The sequence below is a fragment of the Aeromicrobium sp. CnD17-E genome, assembly GCF_024124745.1.
Lineage (GTDB): Bacteria > Actinomycetota > Actinomycetes > Propionibacteriales > Nocardioidaceae > Aeromicrobium.
Window position 1 is genome coordinate 51,780 of the sequence record NZ_JAMXRU010000009.1, and the last position, 15,565, is coordinate 67,344.

Annotated in this window: 12 protein-coding genes; 11 read left to right on the forward strand and 1 reads right to left on the reverse strand. The window is 73.2% G+C overall.

Annotated elements, in window-relative coordinates; translation table 11 throughout:
* Nucleotides 1-26 precede the first annotated feature (26 nt).
* The 4 genes from NH339_RS03815 to NH339_RS03830 are packed head-to-tail and all read left to right on the forward strand — an operon-like array spanning nucleotide 27 to nucleotide 6,372.
* Nucleotides 27-2,852 (forward strand): fibrinogen-like YCDxxxxGGGW domain-containing protein, encoded by a 2,826-nt coding sequence (locus tag NH339_RS03815; protein WP_253022696.1) that lies wholly within the window; start codon nucleotides 27-29, stop codon nucleotides 2,850-2,852.
* A gap of 10 nt (nucleotides 2,853-2,862) precedes the next feature.
* Nucleotides 2,863-3,567, forward strand: a complete 705-nt coding sequence (locus NH339_RS03820) for a CDP-alcohol phosphatidyltransferase family protein (protein WP_253022698.1) — start codon at nucleotides 2,863-2,865, stop codon at nucleotides 3,565-3,567.
* Nucleotides 3,564-4,883 (forward strand): O-antigen ligase family protein, encoded by a 1,320-nt coding sequence (locus NH339_RS03825; RefSeq protein ID WP_253022700.1) that lies wholly within the window; start codon nucleotides 3,564-3,566, stop codon nucleotides 4,881-4,883. The genes NH339_RS03820 and NH339_RS03825 overlap by 4 nt, the downstream gene beginning before the upstream one ends.
* Nucleotides 4,876-6,372, forward strand: coding sequence for a lipopolysaccharide biosynthesis protein (locus NH339_RS03830; protein ID WP_253022702.1), 1,497 nt, complete (start codon nucleotides 4,876-4,878; stop codon nucleotides 6,370-6,372). The genes NH339_RS03825 and NH339_RS03830 overlap by 8 nt, the downstream gene beginning before the upstream one ends.
* A gap of 34 nt (nucleotides 6,373-6,406) precedes the next feature.
* Here the strand turns inward: NH339_RS03830 and NH339_RS03835 are convergent, their stop codons facing one another.
* A complete protein-coding gene (locus tag NH339_RS03835; protein ID WP_253022705.1) occupies nucleotides 6,407-7,651 on the reverse strand; it encodes a Wzz/FepE/Etk N-terminal domain-containing protein in 1,245 nt (414 codons plus the stop codon).
* A 242-nt stretch (nucleotides 7,652-7,893) separates the two neighbouring features.
* On the opposite strand from NH339_RS03835, the gene NH339_RS03840 reads away from it, so the two are divergent.
* The 7 genes from NH339_RS03840 to NH339_RS03870 all read left to right on the forward strand — a co-directional run bounded on the left by NH339_RS03840 (nucleotide 7,894) and on the right by NH339_RS03870 (nucleotide 15,180).
* Nucleotides 7,894-8,661: an RNA polymerase sigma factor gene (locus tag NH339_RS03840; RefSeq protein ID WP_253022707.1), complete on the forward strand. Its 768-nt coding sequence runs from the start codon at nucleotides 7,894-7,896 to the stop codon at nucleotides 8,659-8,661.
* Nucleotides 8,662-8,678: 17 nt separating this feature from the next.
* Entirely contained in the window at nucleotides 8,679-9,602 is a 924-nt protein-coding gene (locus NH339_RS03845; RefSeq protein ID WP_253022709.1) for a family 16 glycosylhydrolase, read from the forward strand.
* A gap of 117 nt (nucleotides 9,603-9,719) precedes the next feature.
* Nucleotides 9,720-10,169, forward strand: coding sequence for an adenylyltransferase/cytidyltransferase family protein (locus tag NH339_RS03850; protein WP_236749743.1), 450 nt, complete (start codon nucleotides 9,720-9,722; stop codon nucleotides 10,167-10,169).
* Nucleotides 10,166-11,125 (forward strand): glycosyltransferase family 2 protein, encoded by a 960-nt coding sequence (locus NH339_RS03855; protein WP_253022711.1) that lies wholly within the window; start codon nucleotides 10,166-10,168, stop codon nucleotides 11,123-11,125. The genes NH339_RS03850 and NH339_RS03855 overlap by 4 nt, the downstream gene beginning before the upstream one ends.
* 1 nt (nucleotide 11,126) lies before the next feature.
* A complete protein-coding gene (locus NH339_RS03860) occupies nucleotides 11,127-11,576 on the forward strand; it encodes a UDP-N-acetylglucosamine--LPS N-acetylglucosamine transferase (protein WP_067859612.1) in 450 nt (149 codons plus the stop codon).
* Nucleotides 11,573-13,513, forward strand: a complete 1,941-nt coding sequence (locus NH339_RS03865) for an exopolysaccharide biosynthesis polyprenyl glycosylphosphotransferase (RefSeq protein WP_253022723.1) — start codon at nucleotides 11,573-11,575, stop codon at nucleotides 13,511-13,513. The genes NH339_RS03860 and NH339_RS03865 overlap by 4 nt, the downstream gene beginning before the upstream one ends.
* A 74-nt stretch (nucleotides 13,514-13,587) precedes the next feature.
* Complete coding sequence (locus NH339_RS03870; protein WP_253022725.1) at nucleotides 13,588-15,180, forward strand: AMP-binding protein; 1,593 nt, start codon at nucleotides 13,588-13,590, stop codon at nucleotides 15,178-15,180.
* Nucleotides 15,181-15,565: the final 385 nt, after the last annotated feature.

Here is a 15,565-nt window from a genome sequence, read left to right on the forward strand (position 1 = left end):
CCCCCTTCGATCCCACGAGGACTGTCGTGCACCTCAAGACCTCCCTGACGGCCCTGGTCGTCTCCGCCACCACCGTCGCGAGCCTGGCGTGGGTGCCGTCGGCGGCGAGTGCGGCGTCGGTGGCGCCGGACGGGTCGAGCGCGGCGTCGGCGGCGGCGTCGTGCTGGGAGGTCAAGCAGGTGGCTCCGTCGTCTCCTGACGGGCTCTACTGGTTGTTGACGCCGCAGCTGCGGACGCCGACGCAGTTCTACTGCGACATGACGACGGACGGTGGCGGCTGGGTGCTGGTGGGTCGTGGTCGTGACGGGTGGAGCTGGGACGGTGACGCGCAGGGCACGACCGCGCAGGTCGCCTCGCCGGTCACCGGCCAGGCCGCCTTCCGGCCGCGCCGGCTCTCGTCGGCCACCATCGACGCCCTCCTGGGAGGTGGAGCCGTCGACGCGCTGCCCGACGGCGTCCGTCTGCGACGGGCCAAGGACGCGCAGGGCACCGCGTGGCAAGAGGTCCGCTTCTCCCTGCGCTCGCTCCCCGCGTGGTCGTGGGCGTTCGGTGCCGGCCACCCGCTGACCGGCTCCTCGTTCGACGGGGTCCCGTTCTCGGGCCAGACCACGCGCGACTTCGGCACGAACGACGGCGGCCGCCAGAACTTCCGCCGGGTCTGGACGAACGAGTACAGCGGCAACGGCTGGGTCCGCGGCTTCAACTACAACTCTGCGGTCCAGGGCACCACCGACGCGTCGAGCTACCTGTACTCCAAGGGCACGGGCGACGCGACGCCGTTCACGCAGGTCTACCTGCGGCCGCGGCTGCGCCAGGCCGACCTGTCGTTCGCGGCGGTGCCCGACGGCGGGACGGCGGCCGTCACGGCGCTGCCGGTGGCCCGCAGCGGCTCCCTGGCCCAGCCGTGGGGCGTCACCGGGACCGGCGCCGCCGGCACCGGCGAGCTGGCCACCGAGGTGCAGGCCTTCGCCCAGGTCGGCAACGTCATGTACGTGGGCGGCAACTTCACCACCGTGCGCAACCAGGACGGGTCCCAGAGCGCGGCGCAGTCCTACCTCGCCGCCTTCGACGTCTCGACCGGCGCATGGATCTCCTCGTTCCGGCCGACCTTCGACAACCAGGTGCGCGCGCTGAAGGCGCTCCCGGACGGCCGGCTCGCCGTCGGCGGCGACTTCACCACCGTCAACGGCCAGCAGCGCACCGGCCTCGCCGTGCTCGACACCGCCGGCGCGCTCTCCTCGTCCTGGAGCACCGTCGTCGAGAACCGTGGCAGCTCGGGCAAGGTCAGCGTGCGCAGCCTCGACGTCTCCGACGGGCGGCTCTACGTCGGCGGCAGCTTCACGCACCTCGTCAAGGGCACCTCGTCGTGGTTCGCGCGCAACGCCGGACGCATCGCCCTGTCGACCGGCAACGGCGACGGGCAGTGGAACCCCAACCTCAACGGCGCGGTCGCGTCGCTCGACGTCGACGACGACGGCAGCCGCGTCTACCTCGCCGGGTACATGACCGCCTCGGGCTCCACGGCGGTCAGGAACGGGGTCGCGATCAGCACCGCAGCCGGGGCGCCCGTCACCGACCCGGCGTGGAACCCGACGTTCAGCACGTCCGGAGCCACGTACCAGCAGGCCGTGGAGCAGGTGGGCTCGAAGGTGTGGCTGGGCGGCTCGCAGCACAGCATGTTCTCCTACGACCGCTCCACCCTGGCGCTGCAGGACACGAACATCACGAAGTCCGGCGGCGACCTGCAGGCGATCGGCAGCAACGGCCGGGTGGTCTACGGCGGGTGCCACTGCGGCGACTGGGTGTTCGAGGGCACATCGAGCTGGGACACCTGGGGCGTGGGGCAGAACCCCGTCCCCTGGCGCCAGGCGGGCAAGATCTCGCTGCTCGGGGCGTGGGACGCCGCGTCGGGCGCCTTCGTGAGCACGTTCGCCCCGCAGTGGAAGTCGCGCGGCGGCTACGGCGTCTGGGCCGTCGAGGTGGCCAGCGACGGCACCCTGTGGGCCGGCGGGTCGATCCAGACGAGCGTCCGCGAGAACGGCTCCAACCAGTTCTCCGGCGGTTTCGCCCGATTCGCGCAGCGACCGTCGACGGCGCCTGTCGCTCCGTCGAGCCCGGCGGTCTCGCTGGAGGGCTCGACGGCGACGGTCTCGTGGTCGCCGTCCTCCACGACCGGGGTGCGCTATGAGGTCCTGCGCGACGACCGGGTGGTCGCCGTGACGTCGTCGACCTCCGTCCAGGTGCCCGGCTCCGACGTCGACGACCGGTTCTTCGTGCGCGCGAGCGACGGACAGGGCAACTGGTCCGCCTCGACGACGGTGGTGCGTCCGACGGCGAGCAGCACCGTGCTGCCCGCCGGCTCCACGTGGGCCTACTGGTTCGACGACGCGAACGCCGTCGACCCGGCGTGGACGAGCGACGGCTACGACAGCTCCGGCTGGCGTCGCGGACCCGCGCCGCTCGGCTGGGGCGGCAGCTCGATCGCGACCGACGTCGACGTCCCCGCGGGCACCCGGCGGGCGGTCACGGCCTACTACCGGACCGGCTTCGACCTCGCCGACGTCGACGCGTTCACCCGTTACGTGCTCACCACCCGCGCCGACGACGGCGTGCTGGTGCGCGTGAACGGCGTGGAGGTGGCGCGGGTCAACCTCCCCAGCGGCGCGCTGACGTCGACCACCTACGCGACCTCCGCGCCCAGCACCACGGCGGCGACGGCCTCGCCCGTACGCGTCGACCTGCCGCTCTCGGTGCTGCGCGACGGGACCAACATCGTCACCGTCGAGGTCCACTCCAACTACCGGTCCACGCCGAACGCGAGCCTCGACGCGTCCGTCGTGGCGTCGCGCTGAGGTCCGCGCCGTGACCGCCCTCGACGTCCGCACCTCCTGGGACCGCCTCGCCGCGGCCCAGAAGGACGGTGCCGGCGTGCCCTTCTACATGCGGGTGGTCAACCGCAGGCTCGGCCGCGGGGTCGCGGCCCTCGCGCACCGCGTCGGTGCCACGCCCGACCAGGTCACCGCCGTGAGCGCGGGCCTCGTGGCCGCTGCCCTCGTGGTGCTGGTGGCAGCTGCGCCCACGCTCCTGTCGGCCGTGCTCGTGGTGGTGCTGCTGCAGGCCGCGTTCGCCTTCGACGCTGCCGACGGCCAGCTGGCCCGGCTGCGTGGCGGCGGGTCGCGGGCGGGGGAGTGGCTCGACCACACCGTGGACGCGGCCCGCACCCTCGCCGTCCACCTCGTGGTGGCCGTGGCGCTCCTGCGGCACACCGACCTCGACCCCGCGTGGGCCCTGCTGCCGCTCGGCTACGCGTTCGTCGCGTCGGTGCGGTTCTTCGCGCAGATCCTGGCCGAGCAGCTCGTGCCCGACCGGGGCGCCCGTGCAGCGGCGGCCGGGCGCTGGTCGTCGGTGGTGCAGCTCCCCGCCGACGTCGGCGTGCAGAACCTGGTGTTCCTGCTGTGGCCGGTCACCCCCCTCTTCCTGCTCGGCTACGGCCTCCTGGCCGCGGCCAACCTGCTGCTGATGGTCATGACGTTGCAGCGGCGCCTCCGGGCGCTGCGGACGCTGTGACCGGCCCGGCGGCCCCGCCCGTCGACGGACCGGCCGGCGCCGCACCGAGCAGCCTGCCCGACGCCGTCCGCGCGCCGCGGCTGCCGCCCGACCCGCTCCCTGCCTGGCCGCTGCTGACCATGCTCTGGGGCTTCCCCGTCATGTGGCTGCTCGGCGTCACCGTCGTGCCCGGGGCGGTCACCCTGGCGCTCGTGATGCTCGGGTTCCTGCTGACCCGCCGGTGCGCGATCTGGGTCCCCGGTGTCGGCGCGATCGTCGGGCTCTGCCTCTGGATGCTGGCCTCGTCGGTCATGATCGACACCGGCCCGCGTCTGCTCGGCTTCGCGTTCCGCCTCGCGATCATGGCCTTCGTCGCGATCGCCTTCGTCTACGCCCTCGCGGCGCGCACGCGGCTCACCCGGGCGAGGATCGTCGACGGACTGACGTTCCTGTGGTTCTTCGTCATCGTCGGCGGGCTGCTCGGCATGCTGCTGCCCGAGACCCGCCTCACGACACCGGTGGGGATGCTGCTGCCCGGGTCGATCGCCGAGAACTCCTACGTCCGCGACCTCTTCTTCCCGCCGTTCGCCGAGGTGCAGCACCCGTGGGGCGCCCCCGAGGCCTTCGTCCGCCCGTCCGCGCCGTTCCCGTACGCGAACAGCTGGGGGGTCGCGATCCTCGTCCTCACCCCGGTCGCCCTGGCCTGCTTCCTCTCCACCCGGTCGCTGCTGCTGCGCGCCGCGATCCTCGTGGGCGCGGGCGTCATGGTCGTGCCGGCCATGGCGACGTCGAACCGCGGCATGTTCGCGGCCCTCGCGCTCGCCGGGGCCTACGTGCTCGTCCGGTACGCCCTGCGCGACCGGGCGGCACCCGTGCTCGCCCTCGCCGTGCTCGGGCTGCTCGCCGGCGCGGTGCTCCTGTGGCAGGGCCTCCTCACGCAGTTCGAGGTCCGGCAGGAGTACGGCCAGTCCAACGGTGCCCGGTTCACCCTGTACGCCGAGACCGTCCAGCGGACGCTGCAGTCCCCGCTGCTCGGCTACGGAGCACCCAGGCCGTCGGCCGAGCAGGCGCTCTCGGTCGGCACCCAGGGGTACGTGTGGACCCTCATGTTCAGCTTCGGCTTCGTGGGGCTCGGCCTGTTCCTGCTGTTCCTCTGGGGCTCGACGTGGCGCACCCGCACCTGCCGCGACGACGTCGACGTGGCCCTGCACGCCACGCTCGTCGTCTCGAGCCTGGCGATCGTGGTCTACGGCCTCGACATCGTGCAGCTGCTCGCGATCGCCCTCGTCGCAGCCGTCCTCCTGCGCCGGCGCTACGGTCTCGACGCCGATGACTGAGCCGATCGCCGGCCGGTCCGCGACAGGGCTCGCCCCGGTGCGTGCGCGGTCCGGGCTCGGCGCCGCAGCCGTCGCCAACCTGGTCGGCGGTGCGCTGGGCGCCGTCGTGAACCTCGTGCTCGCCGCCCTCGTCGGCCGACACCTCGGCGTCGAGGGGTCGGGCGTGTACTTCCTGGTGGTCGCGGTGTTCGTCGTCGTGGCCAACACGGCCGAGCTCGGCGCCGACACCGGACTCGTCCGGTTCGTCGCGGCGACCCGGGCCCGGGGCCGACCGGAGGACACCGGCTGGGTCGTACGCACCGCCGTCGGACCCGTGCTGGTGGGCGGTGGGCTCGTCGTGCTGGTGGGGGTCCCCCTCGCGCTCGCGACCGCACCCGACGGCCTCGCCCCCGCGGTGGTCGTCGCCGCCGTCCCGCTCGCCGTCCTGGCCTCGCTGACGGCCCTCGCCCTCGGCGTCTCCCGCGGTGCCGGCGACACGCTGACCTACCCGCTGCTGCAGAACGTCCTGCTGCCCGCCGGGCGCGTGGTCGCGGTCGGGGTGGCCGTGCTGGCCGGCTGGGGGGTCAGCGAGGTCGTCGCGGCCTGGTTGCTGCCCGTGCCGCTCGTGCTCGTGGTCGCCGTCGCGCTCGCCCTGCGGCACGTGCCACGGAGGCCGACGCCGCGGCGCGGCTACCCGGGCTTCTGGGGGTTCAGCGCGGCACGGGGCGCGACGGCGTGCGTCGAGGTCGTCCTCGAGTGGGCCGACGTCGTGGTCGTCGGCGTCCTCGCGTCGCCGGCCGAGGCGGGCGTGTACGCCGTGGTCACGCGCTGCGCCCGTGCGGGCGAGGTCGTGCAGCAGGCGGCGCGCATCGCGGTCGGACCGGCGATCAGCAGCGCGTCGGCGCGCGGCGACACCGCGCTCGTCGGGCGCCTGTACGGCGTCGTGACCGCCGCCATGGTGTGGGCGGCCTGGCCGTTCTACGCCGTGCTGGCGGTGTTCGCCGAGCCCGTGCTCTCGATCTTCGGCCCCGACTTCACCGCGGGCGCGACGTCGCTGCGCGTCCTGGCGGTCGCGATGGCGGTGGCCACCGCCGCCGGCGCCGTCCAGAGCGTGCTGCTCATGGCCGGGCGCAGCAGCTGGCAGCTCGCCGACAAGACCGGGGCGCTCGTGCTCGACCTCGTCCTGCTGGCGCTGCTCGTCCCGCAGTGGGGCATCGAGGGCGCGGCCGTCGCCTGGGCGGTGACCATCGTCGTCGACACCCTCGTCGTGGGCTACCAGGTGCAGGTGCTGATGGGCGTGCGTCCGCCCTGGCGACCCATCCTGTGGGCGGCGGCCCTGCCCGTCGTCCTCGTCCTCGTCCCGAGCGCGGTCGCGCTGCTGCTGTGGGGCACGTCGTGGACGGTGGCCGTCGCCACGACCGCCGTGGTCGCGCTCGTCCACGTCGTCGTGGGGGTCGCGGCGCGCGAGCGGCTCGGCCTCGTCGCCCTCGCCCGGCTCCGAGCCGTCTGAGGCCACCCCGCGCTGCCGGCTCCGCCGGCGCTCCTCAGCGACGCGGGAGCAGGACCGTGAGGGCGACGTCGACGCCCTGCACGGCCAGCAGGCTGCGCACGCGACGTGCCGCGACCGCGTCGTCGTCGACCGACCGCGCCATCACCACGTGGTCGACACGGGTGCCGAGGGTGGCGACGAGGGCGTCGGAGGCCAGCGCGGAGGAGTCGATGACGACGAGCTCGCCCGCCCAGGTCGCCTTCTTGCGGTCCGTCGGCCAACCCCGGGCGATCTTGCTCTCGAGCAGGGCCGACGCGTCGACGTGCCGCACCGGCAGGCCGCGGCGTCGCAGTGCCTCGGCGAGGCCCGCTCCCGACTCGGTGCCGACGGACCCGTCGACGAGCAGGGTCACGGGCCCGTCGGCCGGGGCGGTCGCCGGGAGGTCGAGCATGAGGGCGGCGACGTCCCAGGTGTCCTGCGGGCTGGCGTCGGCCGTGCCGTCCAGCACCGCCGAGCCCTGCCCCGACCCGAGGTCCTGCGGGCCGGCGATGATGCCGGGGTCGGGCGCCCGGTCCCTGCGGGTCAGCGCCACCGGGACGGCGACGAGGAGACCGAGCGCGAGGCCGGCCACCCCGAGAGGCAGCACGCCCAGCGACGACGGCGCGGACGGGGTGGCCGGTGCACCGAGCACCCGGCCCGGTGACGTGTCGACCGTGGCCAGCTCCGCGGCGCGGGTGCCCAGCGTCTTCGCCTCGGTGAGGATCGACTCGCGGGCGGGGGAGTCGTCCGGGTAGCGGTCCGCCGAGTCCTCGAGCATGTCGATGCGGTCCCAGGTGGCCTCCTGCAGCTCCTGCACCGTCTTCGCCGCGGCCTCGCCGCGCACGGTGAGGAACGCCTCGGCCACCGCGCTCGACCCGGCCGCTGCGGCGCGCGGCGACGACGCCGTGTAGGCGATGTCGAGGACGGCCGTGTCGGGCGGGTTCGTCACCGACACCCCGCTCCTCAGCGCGCCCGCCGACGTGTCGAGGTCGTCGGCAGCGGCCGACAGCACGTCGCCGGACGTGACGAGCTGGGCGTCGGTGGCGACGTCGAGCGTCGGGCTCGACCCGCTGGAGGGGCTGACGTCGACCGGCGCGACCCGCACCGACGTGGTGGCCGTGTAGGTGACGGGGAGGAGCACCCAGGCGAGCACGCCGAGCAGGAGGCCCACCACGGCACCCAGCGCGAGCACGCGCCAGCGACGGCGCAGGGTGCCGGCGAGCTCGCTGAGCTGGGCGGGCTGGGGTGGTGCGGACTGCATGCAGGAGCTCCTCGGGTGCGGGACGTCATGCACTGGGAGCGACGACGGCCTCGTTCATGACGCCGCGAGGCGGCGTCCGTGCCTGTGAGTTGGGCCATTGACCCGCTGTCTCACCCGGTTACTATGGCCGAGCTGCAACTGCCTGTGTCACGAATGCGGGCAGCCCGGCTGGAGACCGTCACCACGGTGGAGGGCTGGGAACGATCCAGGGGAAAGTTCAGATGTCCATCGATGAATCGCGCATGCCTGCGCGCACGACCGGCGTAGAGCTGGACGACGCGCACCTGCTGTCCCTCGCGCGGGACGGCGACGACGACGCCTACGCCGAGCTGTTCCGCCGGTACCGGCCCGTCGCCCTGCGCCTCGCGCGGCGCCTCGGCGCCCCGAGCGAGGCCGAGGACACCGTCTCCGAGGCCTTCGCCCAGGTGCTCGGCCAGCTCCGTCGAGGTCTCGGTCCCGACCGGGCCTTCCGCGCGTACGTGCTGACCTCGGTGCGGCACGAGGCCGCTCGGCGCGGGCGGCTGCGGCAGCGCGTCCAGCCGACCGACGACCTCGCGACGATCGACACCGCGGTGCCGTTCGGCCACGGGCAGCTCGACACCTTCGAGCGCGACCTCGTCCGCTCGGCGTTCGCGTCGCTGCCCGAGCGTTGGCGCACCGTGCTCTGGTACCTCGACGTCGAAGGACTCAAGCCGCACGAGGTCAGCGACCGGCTCGGTCTCACGGCCAACGGCGTCTCCGCGCTCGTCTACCGCGCCCGGGCCGGGCTCCGCGAGGCGTACCTCGCCCAGCACGTCGCCGCCGACGGTGTCGAGGCCAGCGACGAGTGCCGTCAGCTGCGCCCCCGACTCGCCTCGCTCGTGCGGCGCACCGTCGGCATGCGCGAGCAGAAGCGCATCCACGTGCACCTCGAGGCCTGCCCGTCCTGCATGGCCAGCTACCTCGAGCTCGAGGACGTCAACGCCCGCGTCGTCGCCCCGCAGCAGGCCGTCGCCGGCGTCCGCGCCTGACGTCCGCAGGCCGCCGGGTGCGTCGCAGGGTCCTGCTCGTCGTCGTGGGGGTCGCCGTCGTGGCGGGTCTCCTCGTGACGGTGCGGCTGGTCGTGCGGGGAGGCGACCGCGCCGACGGACCGAGCGCCGACGCGGTGCCGTGCCGGGCCGGTGACGTCGACCGACTCGACCTCTCCGACCCGGCCCAGGGTCGGCTCGCGTGGCACGACGAGTTCTCCGGCGCCCGCGTCGACCCCGGCCGCTGGACGGTCCGCGACGACACGACGCTGTCCTTCGACCAGGCCCGCATCCGGGCCGACGCCGTCGAGGTGCGCGGCGGGCGCCTGCGCATCACCGCGCGCGCCGACCCGGCCGGCGACGCCTCCGGCGAGCGTCCCGTCACCACCGGCTACCTCGACACGATCGGCCACTTCGCCCAGCAGCACGGACGGTGGGAGGTGCGGGCCCGGCTCCCCGTCGAGCCCGGCCGCTCGCGGGCGCTCTGGCCGGCCTTCTGGCTGCGGGCCTCCGACCTGCCCGGCGAGATCGACGTCGTCGAGGCGTGGGGCACCCCCACCTCCCGCCAGCGCACCGCGATGGCCGAGCAGTACGCCTGGACCGTCCACGAGGACACCACCGCACCACCCGGGTACCGGCGGGTCGGCGGCTGGGGACGGGCCGCGGAGCCGCTCGCCGACGGCTTCCACACCTACGCCGTCGACTGGACGCCCGGCTGCCTGCGGTTCTCGCTCGACGGTCGCACGACCGGGTTCGTCGACCTCGACCGCGAGCCCCGCCTGCGCCGAGCACTGGACGGTCCGGTCGACATCCGGCTCAACCTGCAGGTCGGCAGCAGCTACTGGGGGCGCCTCGATCCCGACCGTCCGAGCACCACCCGGCTGCCGGCGACCTTCGAGATCGACCACGTCCGGGTCTTCCGCCCTCGACTTTCCCGGGACTGAAGTCCTGACTTCGCGTTCGTGACCTGAGACACGCCCGATTCGGCCTCGTCCTGCGTCACGCGTCCACGCTCCTCCGCTCTCCAGGCATGCACGAACGTCCAGGGGATCGGAGAACCGGTGAGCATCACGCGCACGACCTACGGGGTGGGATACGCCAGCGGCGTGTTCGACATGTTCCACGTCGGCCACCTCAACCTGCTGCGCCGGGCACGGCACCGGTGCCGCCACCTCGTGGTCGGGGTCGCGAGCGACGAGTACGTCGAGATCCTCAAGGGTCGCCAGCCCGTCGTCCCGTGCGACGAGCGCATCGACATCATCTCCGCGCTCGGCATCGTCGACGAGGTGGTCATCGACCGCTCCGAGGACAAGCGCATGGTGTGGGAGCAGCGGCCCTTCGACGTGATCTTCAAGGGCGACGACTGGCAGGGCACCCCCAAGGGCTACCGGCTCGAGCGCACGATGGGCGAGATCGGCGTCGACGTCGTCTACTACCCGTACACGCGGCAGACGTCGAGCACCATGCTGCGTGCCCACCTCACCGGTGCCGAGCTGGAGGGGCTCGCGTGAGCGTCGACAGCGCGGTCGAGGTTGTCGGCACCGCCACGACCCCGTACGCGCCGCCCGTCACCGTCGTCGTGCCCACCCACGACCGTCCGACCCTCATGGCCGAGGCCGTCCGCAGCGTCCTGCTGCAGGAGTACGCCGGGCCGGTCGAGGTCGTCGTGGTCTTCGACGCCTGCGAGCCGGTGCTGCCCGACGTCGCGCTGCTGCCGGGCCAGAGCCTGCGCGCCGTGGTCAACGACCGCGTCCGCGGCCTCGCCGGCGCCCGCAACACCGGCATCCTGGCCGCCAGCCACCCGTTCGTCGCCTTCCTGGACGACGACGACACCTGGCTGCCGGGCAAGCTCGCCGCCCAGATGCCGCTCTTCCGCGACCACCCGGAGGCGCGGCTGGTGGCCACCGCGATGCAGGTCGACGACGGCGAGCGCCTCACCGACCGGCTCGTCCCCGCCGACGTCGTCTCCCACGCCGAGCTCGTGCGCGAGCGGTTCGGGGGCCTGCACTCCAGCAGCTTCGTGTTCCGGCGCGACGCGCTCGTCGACGAGATCGGCATGATCGACGAGGACCTCCCGCGCGGCTACGCCGAGGACACCGACGTGCTCCTGGCGGCCTCGCGGCTCGCGCCAGTGCGGCTCGTGAACGAGCCCCTCGTGCGGGTGCGCTGGCAGGGGCAGTCCTACTTCTTCGGGCGCTGGGCCGACTACGCCGCCGCGCTCACCTACCTCCTCCACAAGCACCCGCAGTTCGCCGACGACGACGCCGCGCACGCGCGGATGCTCTCGCAGATCGCGTTCGGCGAGGTCTCCTCCGGCCAGCGTCGGGCGGGTCGCCGGCACGCCCGGCAGGCCCTGACGCTGCGACCCACCACCCTGCGCGCCTGGCTGGCGCTCGCCGTCGGTCTGCGTCTGCTGACGCCCGGCGCCGTCGTCACCGTCGCGCGACGCTTCGGAAAGGGCATCTGACATGCGCATCCTCATCGCCTGCTCCTCCGGCGGACACCTCGCGCAGGCCCTCGCCCTCGAGCCCTGGTGGGGCGAGCACGAGCGCCTCTGGGTCACCGGGCCCACCGAGGACGCCCGGCTGAAGCTGCGCGACGAGCGCGTCATCGAGTGCGCGTGGCCGACGCAGCGCAACCTGCCGAACCTGGCCCGCAACATGGTGCTGGCCCGCCGGGTCATCGACGAGTGGCGTCCCGACGTGGTCTTCAGCACCGGCGCCGCCGTCGCCGTGCCGTTCCTGCGCCAGGCGCGCCGGGTCGGCGCCCGGTCGATCTTCCTGGAGACGATCGACCGCATCGACAAGCCGTCGCTGACCGGCCGGCTGGTGTACCCCTTCGTCGACGAGTACCTGACGCAGTGGGACCAGCTCACCGAGAAGCTGCCGCGCGCGCAGACCGTCGGCCTGGTGCTGTGACCGAGCCGCTCAGCGTCGTCGCGAGCGTCGGCACCTACCACCACCCGTTCGACCGCTTCGTCGACTGGCTGGAGCCGTGGGCCGACGCGCAGGAGGCCGCCGTCGTCTTCCAGCACGGCTCGACCCGACCGCTGGCGCGGGCCGACAACCGCACCATGATGGCGCCGGACGAGCTGCTCGAGCACTACCGGCGCGCCGACGTCGTGGTGCTGCAGGGCGGTGCCGGCGGCGTCATGGACGCCCGCCGGGCCGGCCGTATCCCGATCGTGGTGCCCCGCGTGCCCGTCGACGACGAGGTCGTCGACGACCACCAGGTCGTGCTCAGCCGGCGGCTGGCCGAGATGGGGCTCGTGCACGTCGCGGAGTCACGCGAGCAGCTGCACCGGCTGCTCGACGAGGTGGCCGCCGGCACGCTGCGCACCCGGTCGGAGGAGCTGCAGCCGACGGCCGGCGTGCTGGAGGCCACCCGACTGCTCGGCGACCTGCCCGAGGCCCGCCGCGACGCCGAGGGACGCACGCGCCTGGGCGTCCCACGCAGCACCCGCGCCCCCGCCGGCGAGGAGTTCCTGGCCGCCCGCGCCCAACGTCGTCGCAGCGGTGTCGTCCGGGCCGTCGCCGACGCCGTGCGGCAAGGACTGGTCGGCTACCTCCTGACCTTCGCGACGGCCCTCGCGCTCGCCGTCCACTTCGGCCTGGACGGCGACGTCGGCCGCGCCGTCATGGCCGGCGTCGGTGCGTGGCTCGTCTACAGCTGGCTCGCGCAGCCCGCCGCCGAGCGGGCCAGCTCGCTCACCCCCGTCGTCCGTCTGCTCGGCGTCGTCGGTGCCGCAGTCGTGGCCGGTCTGCTGCTCGGCGTCCAGAGCACGCCCGACCTGCGTCGCGGCCTGCTCGCGGTGCTGGCCGCCGCTCTCGTGTTCGTCGGCTACGGCGTCGCGCACCGCGTCGTCCGACGTCGCACGCCCACCGTCCTCGTGGGCGAGGAGCGTCGCGTCCGTCGGCTGACGGACCAGTGGGCCGGTCGGCACGACGTCGACGTCGTGGCCTCGTGCGTCTGGCGCGGCGATGCGGAGTCCGTGCCGCTCGGCTCGCCGGGGTCGCTGTCGCGGATCGTGCCCGACGTCATGGCGACCGTCTACCGCCAGCGCGCCCGGTCCGTCGTCATCGCCTCCGACCACGCGCTCACCACCCCCGCGCTGCGTCACCTGGCCTGGGCGCTGCAGCGCGCCGACGTCGAGTGCCTGGTGCTCGCCGACATGGAGGACCACGTCGAGTACATGCGCCCGCGCATGGTGGCCGACCAGCTCGCGCTGACCATGCGGCCTCCCAACGAGCACCTGGTCTCGGTCGCGGTGAAGTCGGTCGTCGACCGCACGGCCGCGCTCCTGGGCCTGGTGGTCCTGTCGCCGGTGATGCTCGTCGTCGCCCTCGCGGTGCGGCTCACGTCGGCCGGACCGGTGATCTTCCGCCAGGAGCGCACCGGACGCGACGGGACACCGTTCACGATGCTGAAGTTCCGCACCATGGTCGTCGACGCCGAGGAGCGGCTCGACGAGCTCGTGGTCCGCAACGAGGGCGCCGGTCCGCTGTTCAAGCTCGACGACGACCCCCGGGTCACGTCCGTCGGACGCGTCCTGCGTCGCACGTCGCTCGACGAGCTCCCGCAGCTGGTCAACGTGCTGCTCGGCCACATGTCGCTCGTCGGCCCCCGGCCCGCCCTGCCGCGCGAGACGGCGCAGTACAGCCAGTGGGTCTGGCGACGGCTGCACGTGCGCCCCGGGCTCACGGGCCTGTGGCAGGTCAGCGGACGGTCGCAGCTCAGCTGGGAGGAGTCGATCCGGCTCGACCTGCAGTACGTCAACACCTGGAGCCTGCGCCTCGACGCCCGGATCCTGCTGCGCACCGTGCGCGCCGTGCTCGTACGTGACGGCGCTCTCTGAACCCGCCACTCGGTGTCACCCACTGTTACTGTGACGTTTCCTGACGTGACGAGACCGAGGAGCCGCCGGACCGCATGAGTGACATCGCCTACAAGCTGAAGGTCCTGCGACAGATCGGCCTCCTCAAGGTCCAGCCGCCCCACCGGCTCCTCAAGGCGGGCATCAAGCTCGCCACCTGGGGCCCCGGCTTCCCATCGGCGGTGGCCGCCGCGGCCGCCCGCTTCCCGAACCAGACCGCGATCATCGACGACGCCGGCGAGATCACGTGGGCCGAGCTGCGCGACGAGATCAACCAGACGACGGCCGCGCTGAAGGCCCGCGGGGTGCAGGTCGGCGACGCCGTCGCGCTCATGGGACGCAACCATCGCTGGATGGTGGTCTCCATGGTCTCGATCATGCAGATCGGCGCGAAGGTGCTGCTGCTCAACACGATGGCCAGCGCCTCCCAGCTCGGCGAGCTCACCCGACGCGAGGGCGCCAAGTTCGCCATCGTCGACCAGGAGTTCCTCAAGGTCACGTCCGAGATCGACCGCGACCTCGTCGTCGTGGCGTGGTCCGACGACGACTCCCACGGCCTGCCGACCCTGTCGGGCCTTGCGCAGGGTCAGCCGACCGACGACCACAAGAAGCCGTCCAAGCCCGGCGGCATCGTCATCTTCACCTCGGGCACCACCGGCCTGCCGAAGGGCGCGAACCGCAAGGAGCCGGAGAACCTCGACCCGCTCCTCACCTTCTTCGGGTCCATCCCGTACCACGGCAACTCGACGGTCGTCCTGGCCGCGCCGCTGTTCCACTCGTGGGGCCTCATCAACTTCGGGTTCGGCCTCTCGACCGTCCCCACCTACGTGCTGCGCCGCAAGTTCGATCCCGCGCAGGTCCTCGAGGACATCGACCGGTACAAGGCCGAGGTGCTCGTCGTCGTGCCGCTCATGATGCAGCGTCTGGTGAACCTCGACCGCGAGGTGGCCGACCGCTACGACGTCTCCAGCCTGCGCATCACCGCGTCGAGCGGCTCGGCGCTCGCCGGTGACCTGGCGATCGACTTCATGGACCGCTTCACCGACTCGGTCTACAACTTCTACGGCGCCACCGAGACCGGCTGGGTGTCCATCGCCTCGCCGGAGGACCTGCGCGCGGCGCCCGGCACCGCGGGCCGGGTGCCGTGGCGCACGGTCGCGAAGATCCTCGACAACGACGGCAACGAGCTGCCGCCGGGCGAGACGGGCGTCATCTACGTCGGCAACGAGATGCAGTTCGGTGGCTACACCGACGGCAACACCAAGGACTTCCGCGACGGGCTCATGCACACGGGCGACCTTGGCTACTTCGACGAGGACGGTCGACTGTTCGTGGCCGGCCGTGACGACGACATGGTCATCTCCGGCGGCGAGAACGTGTTCCCCCGCGAGCTGGAGGACGCGCTCATCGGCCACCCCTCCATCACCGACGTCGTGGTCGTCGGCGTGCCCGACCCCGACTGGGGCCACTGCCTGGCGGCCTACGTGGTGGTCAAGGACGGCGCGTCGCTCGACGAGGACGAGGTCGTCTCCTACGCCAAGGAGCGGGTCGCCCGCTTCGCCGTGCCGCGTCGGACCAAGTTCCTCGACGAGCTGCCCCGCAACCCCACGGGCAAGGTCATGAAGCGCGAGCTCCCCGAGTTCGACTGAACCCGAGCGATCGCCAGCGAGCGAGCGGTCCAGCCGTGTCGAGCGGTGCACCGGCGAAGCCGGTCCCGCTGTGTCGAGACCTGCCGGGCGGACACCGGGGGTCGGCTCGCGCTGGTCTGTTGCCGGGTGGTCTCGATACGTCAGCACGTGCTCGCTGGCGCTCGCCGTCCTGACTACTCGACCAGCGATGCCGCTGGTCGAGTGCCTCCACGAGCGCCAGCGAGGGGAGGTGTATCGAGACCACTCCAAGCGGTCGCTGGGGGTCGGCTCGCGCTGGTCTGTTGCCGGGTGGTCTCGATACGTCAGCACGTGCTCGCTGGCGCTCGCCGTCCTGACTACTCGACCAGCGATGCCGCTGGTCGAGTGCCTCCACGAGCGCCAGCGA

Coding starts and splice junctions, on each gene's coding strand:
- NH339_RS03830 (WP_253022702.1), top strand. CDS start 4,876: ATGACTGAGCCGATCGCCGGCCGGTCCGCGACAGGGCTCGCCCCGGTG.
- NH339_RS03835 (WP_253022705.1), bottom strand. CDS start 7,651: ATGCAGTCCGCACCACCCCAGCCCGCCCAGCTCAGCGAGCTCGCCGGC.
- NH339_RS03840 (WP_253022707.1), top strand. CDS start 7,894: ATGCCTGCGCGCACGACCGGCGTAGAGCTGGACGACGCGCACCTGCTG.
- NH339_RS03860 (WP_067859612.1), top strand. CDS start 11,127: ATGCGCATCCTCATCGCCTGCTCCTCCGGCGGACACCTCGCGCAGGCC.
- NH339_RS03870 (WP_253022725.1), top strand. CDS start 13,588: ATGAGTGACATCGCCTACAAGCTGAAGGTCCTGCGACAGATCGGCCTC.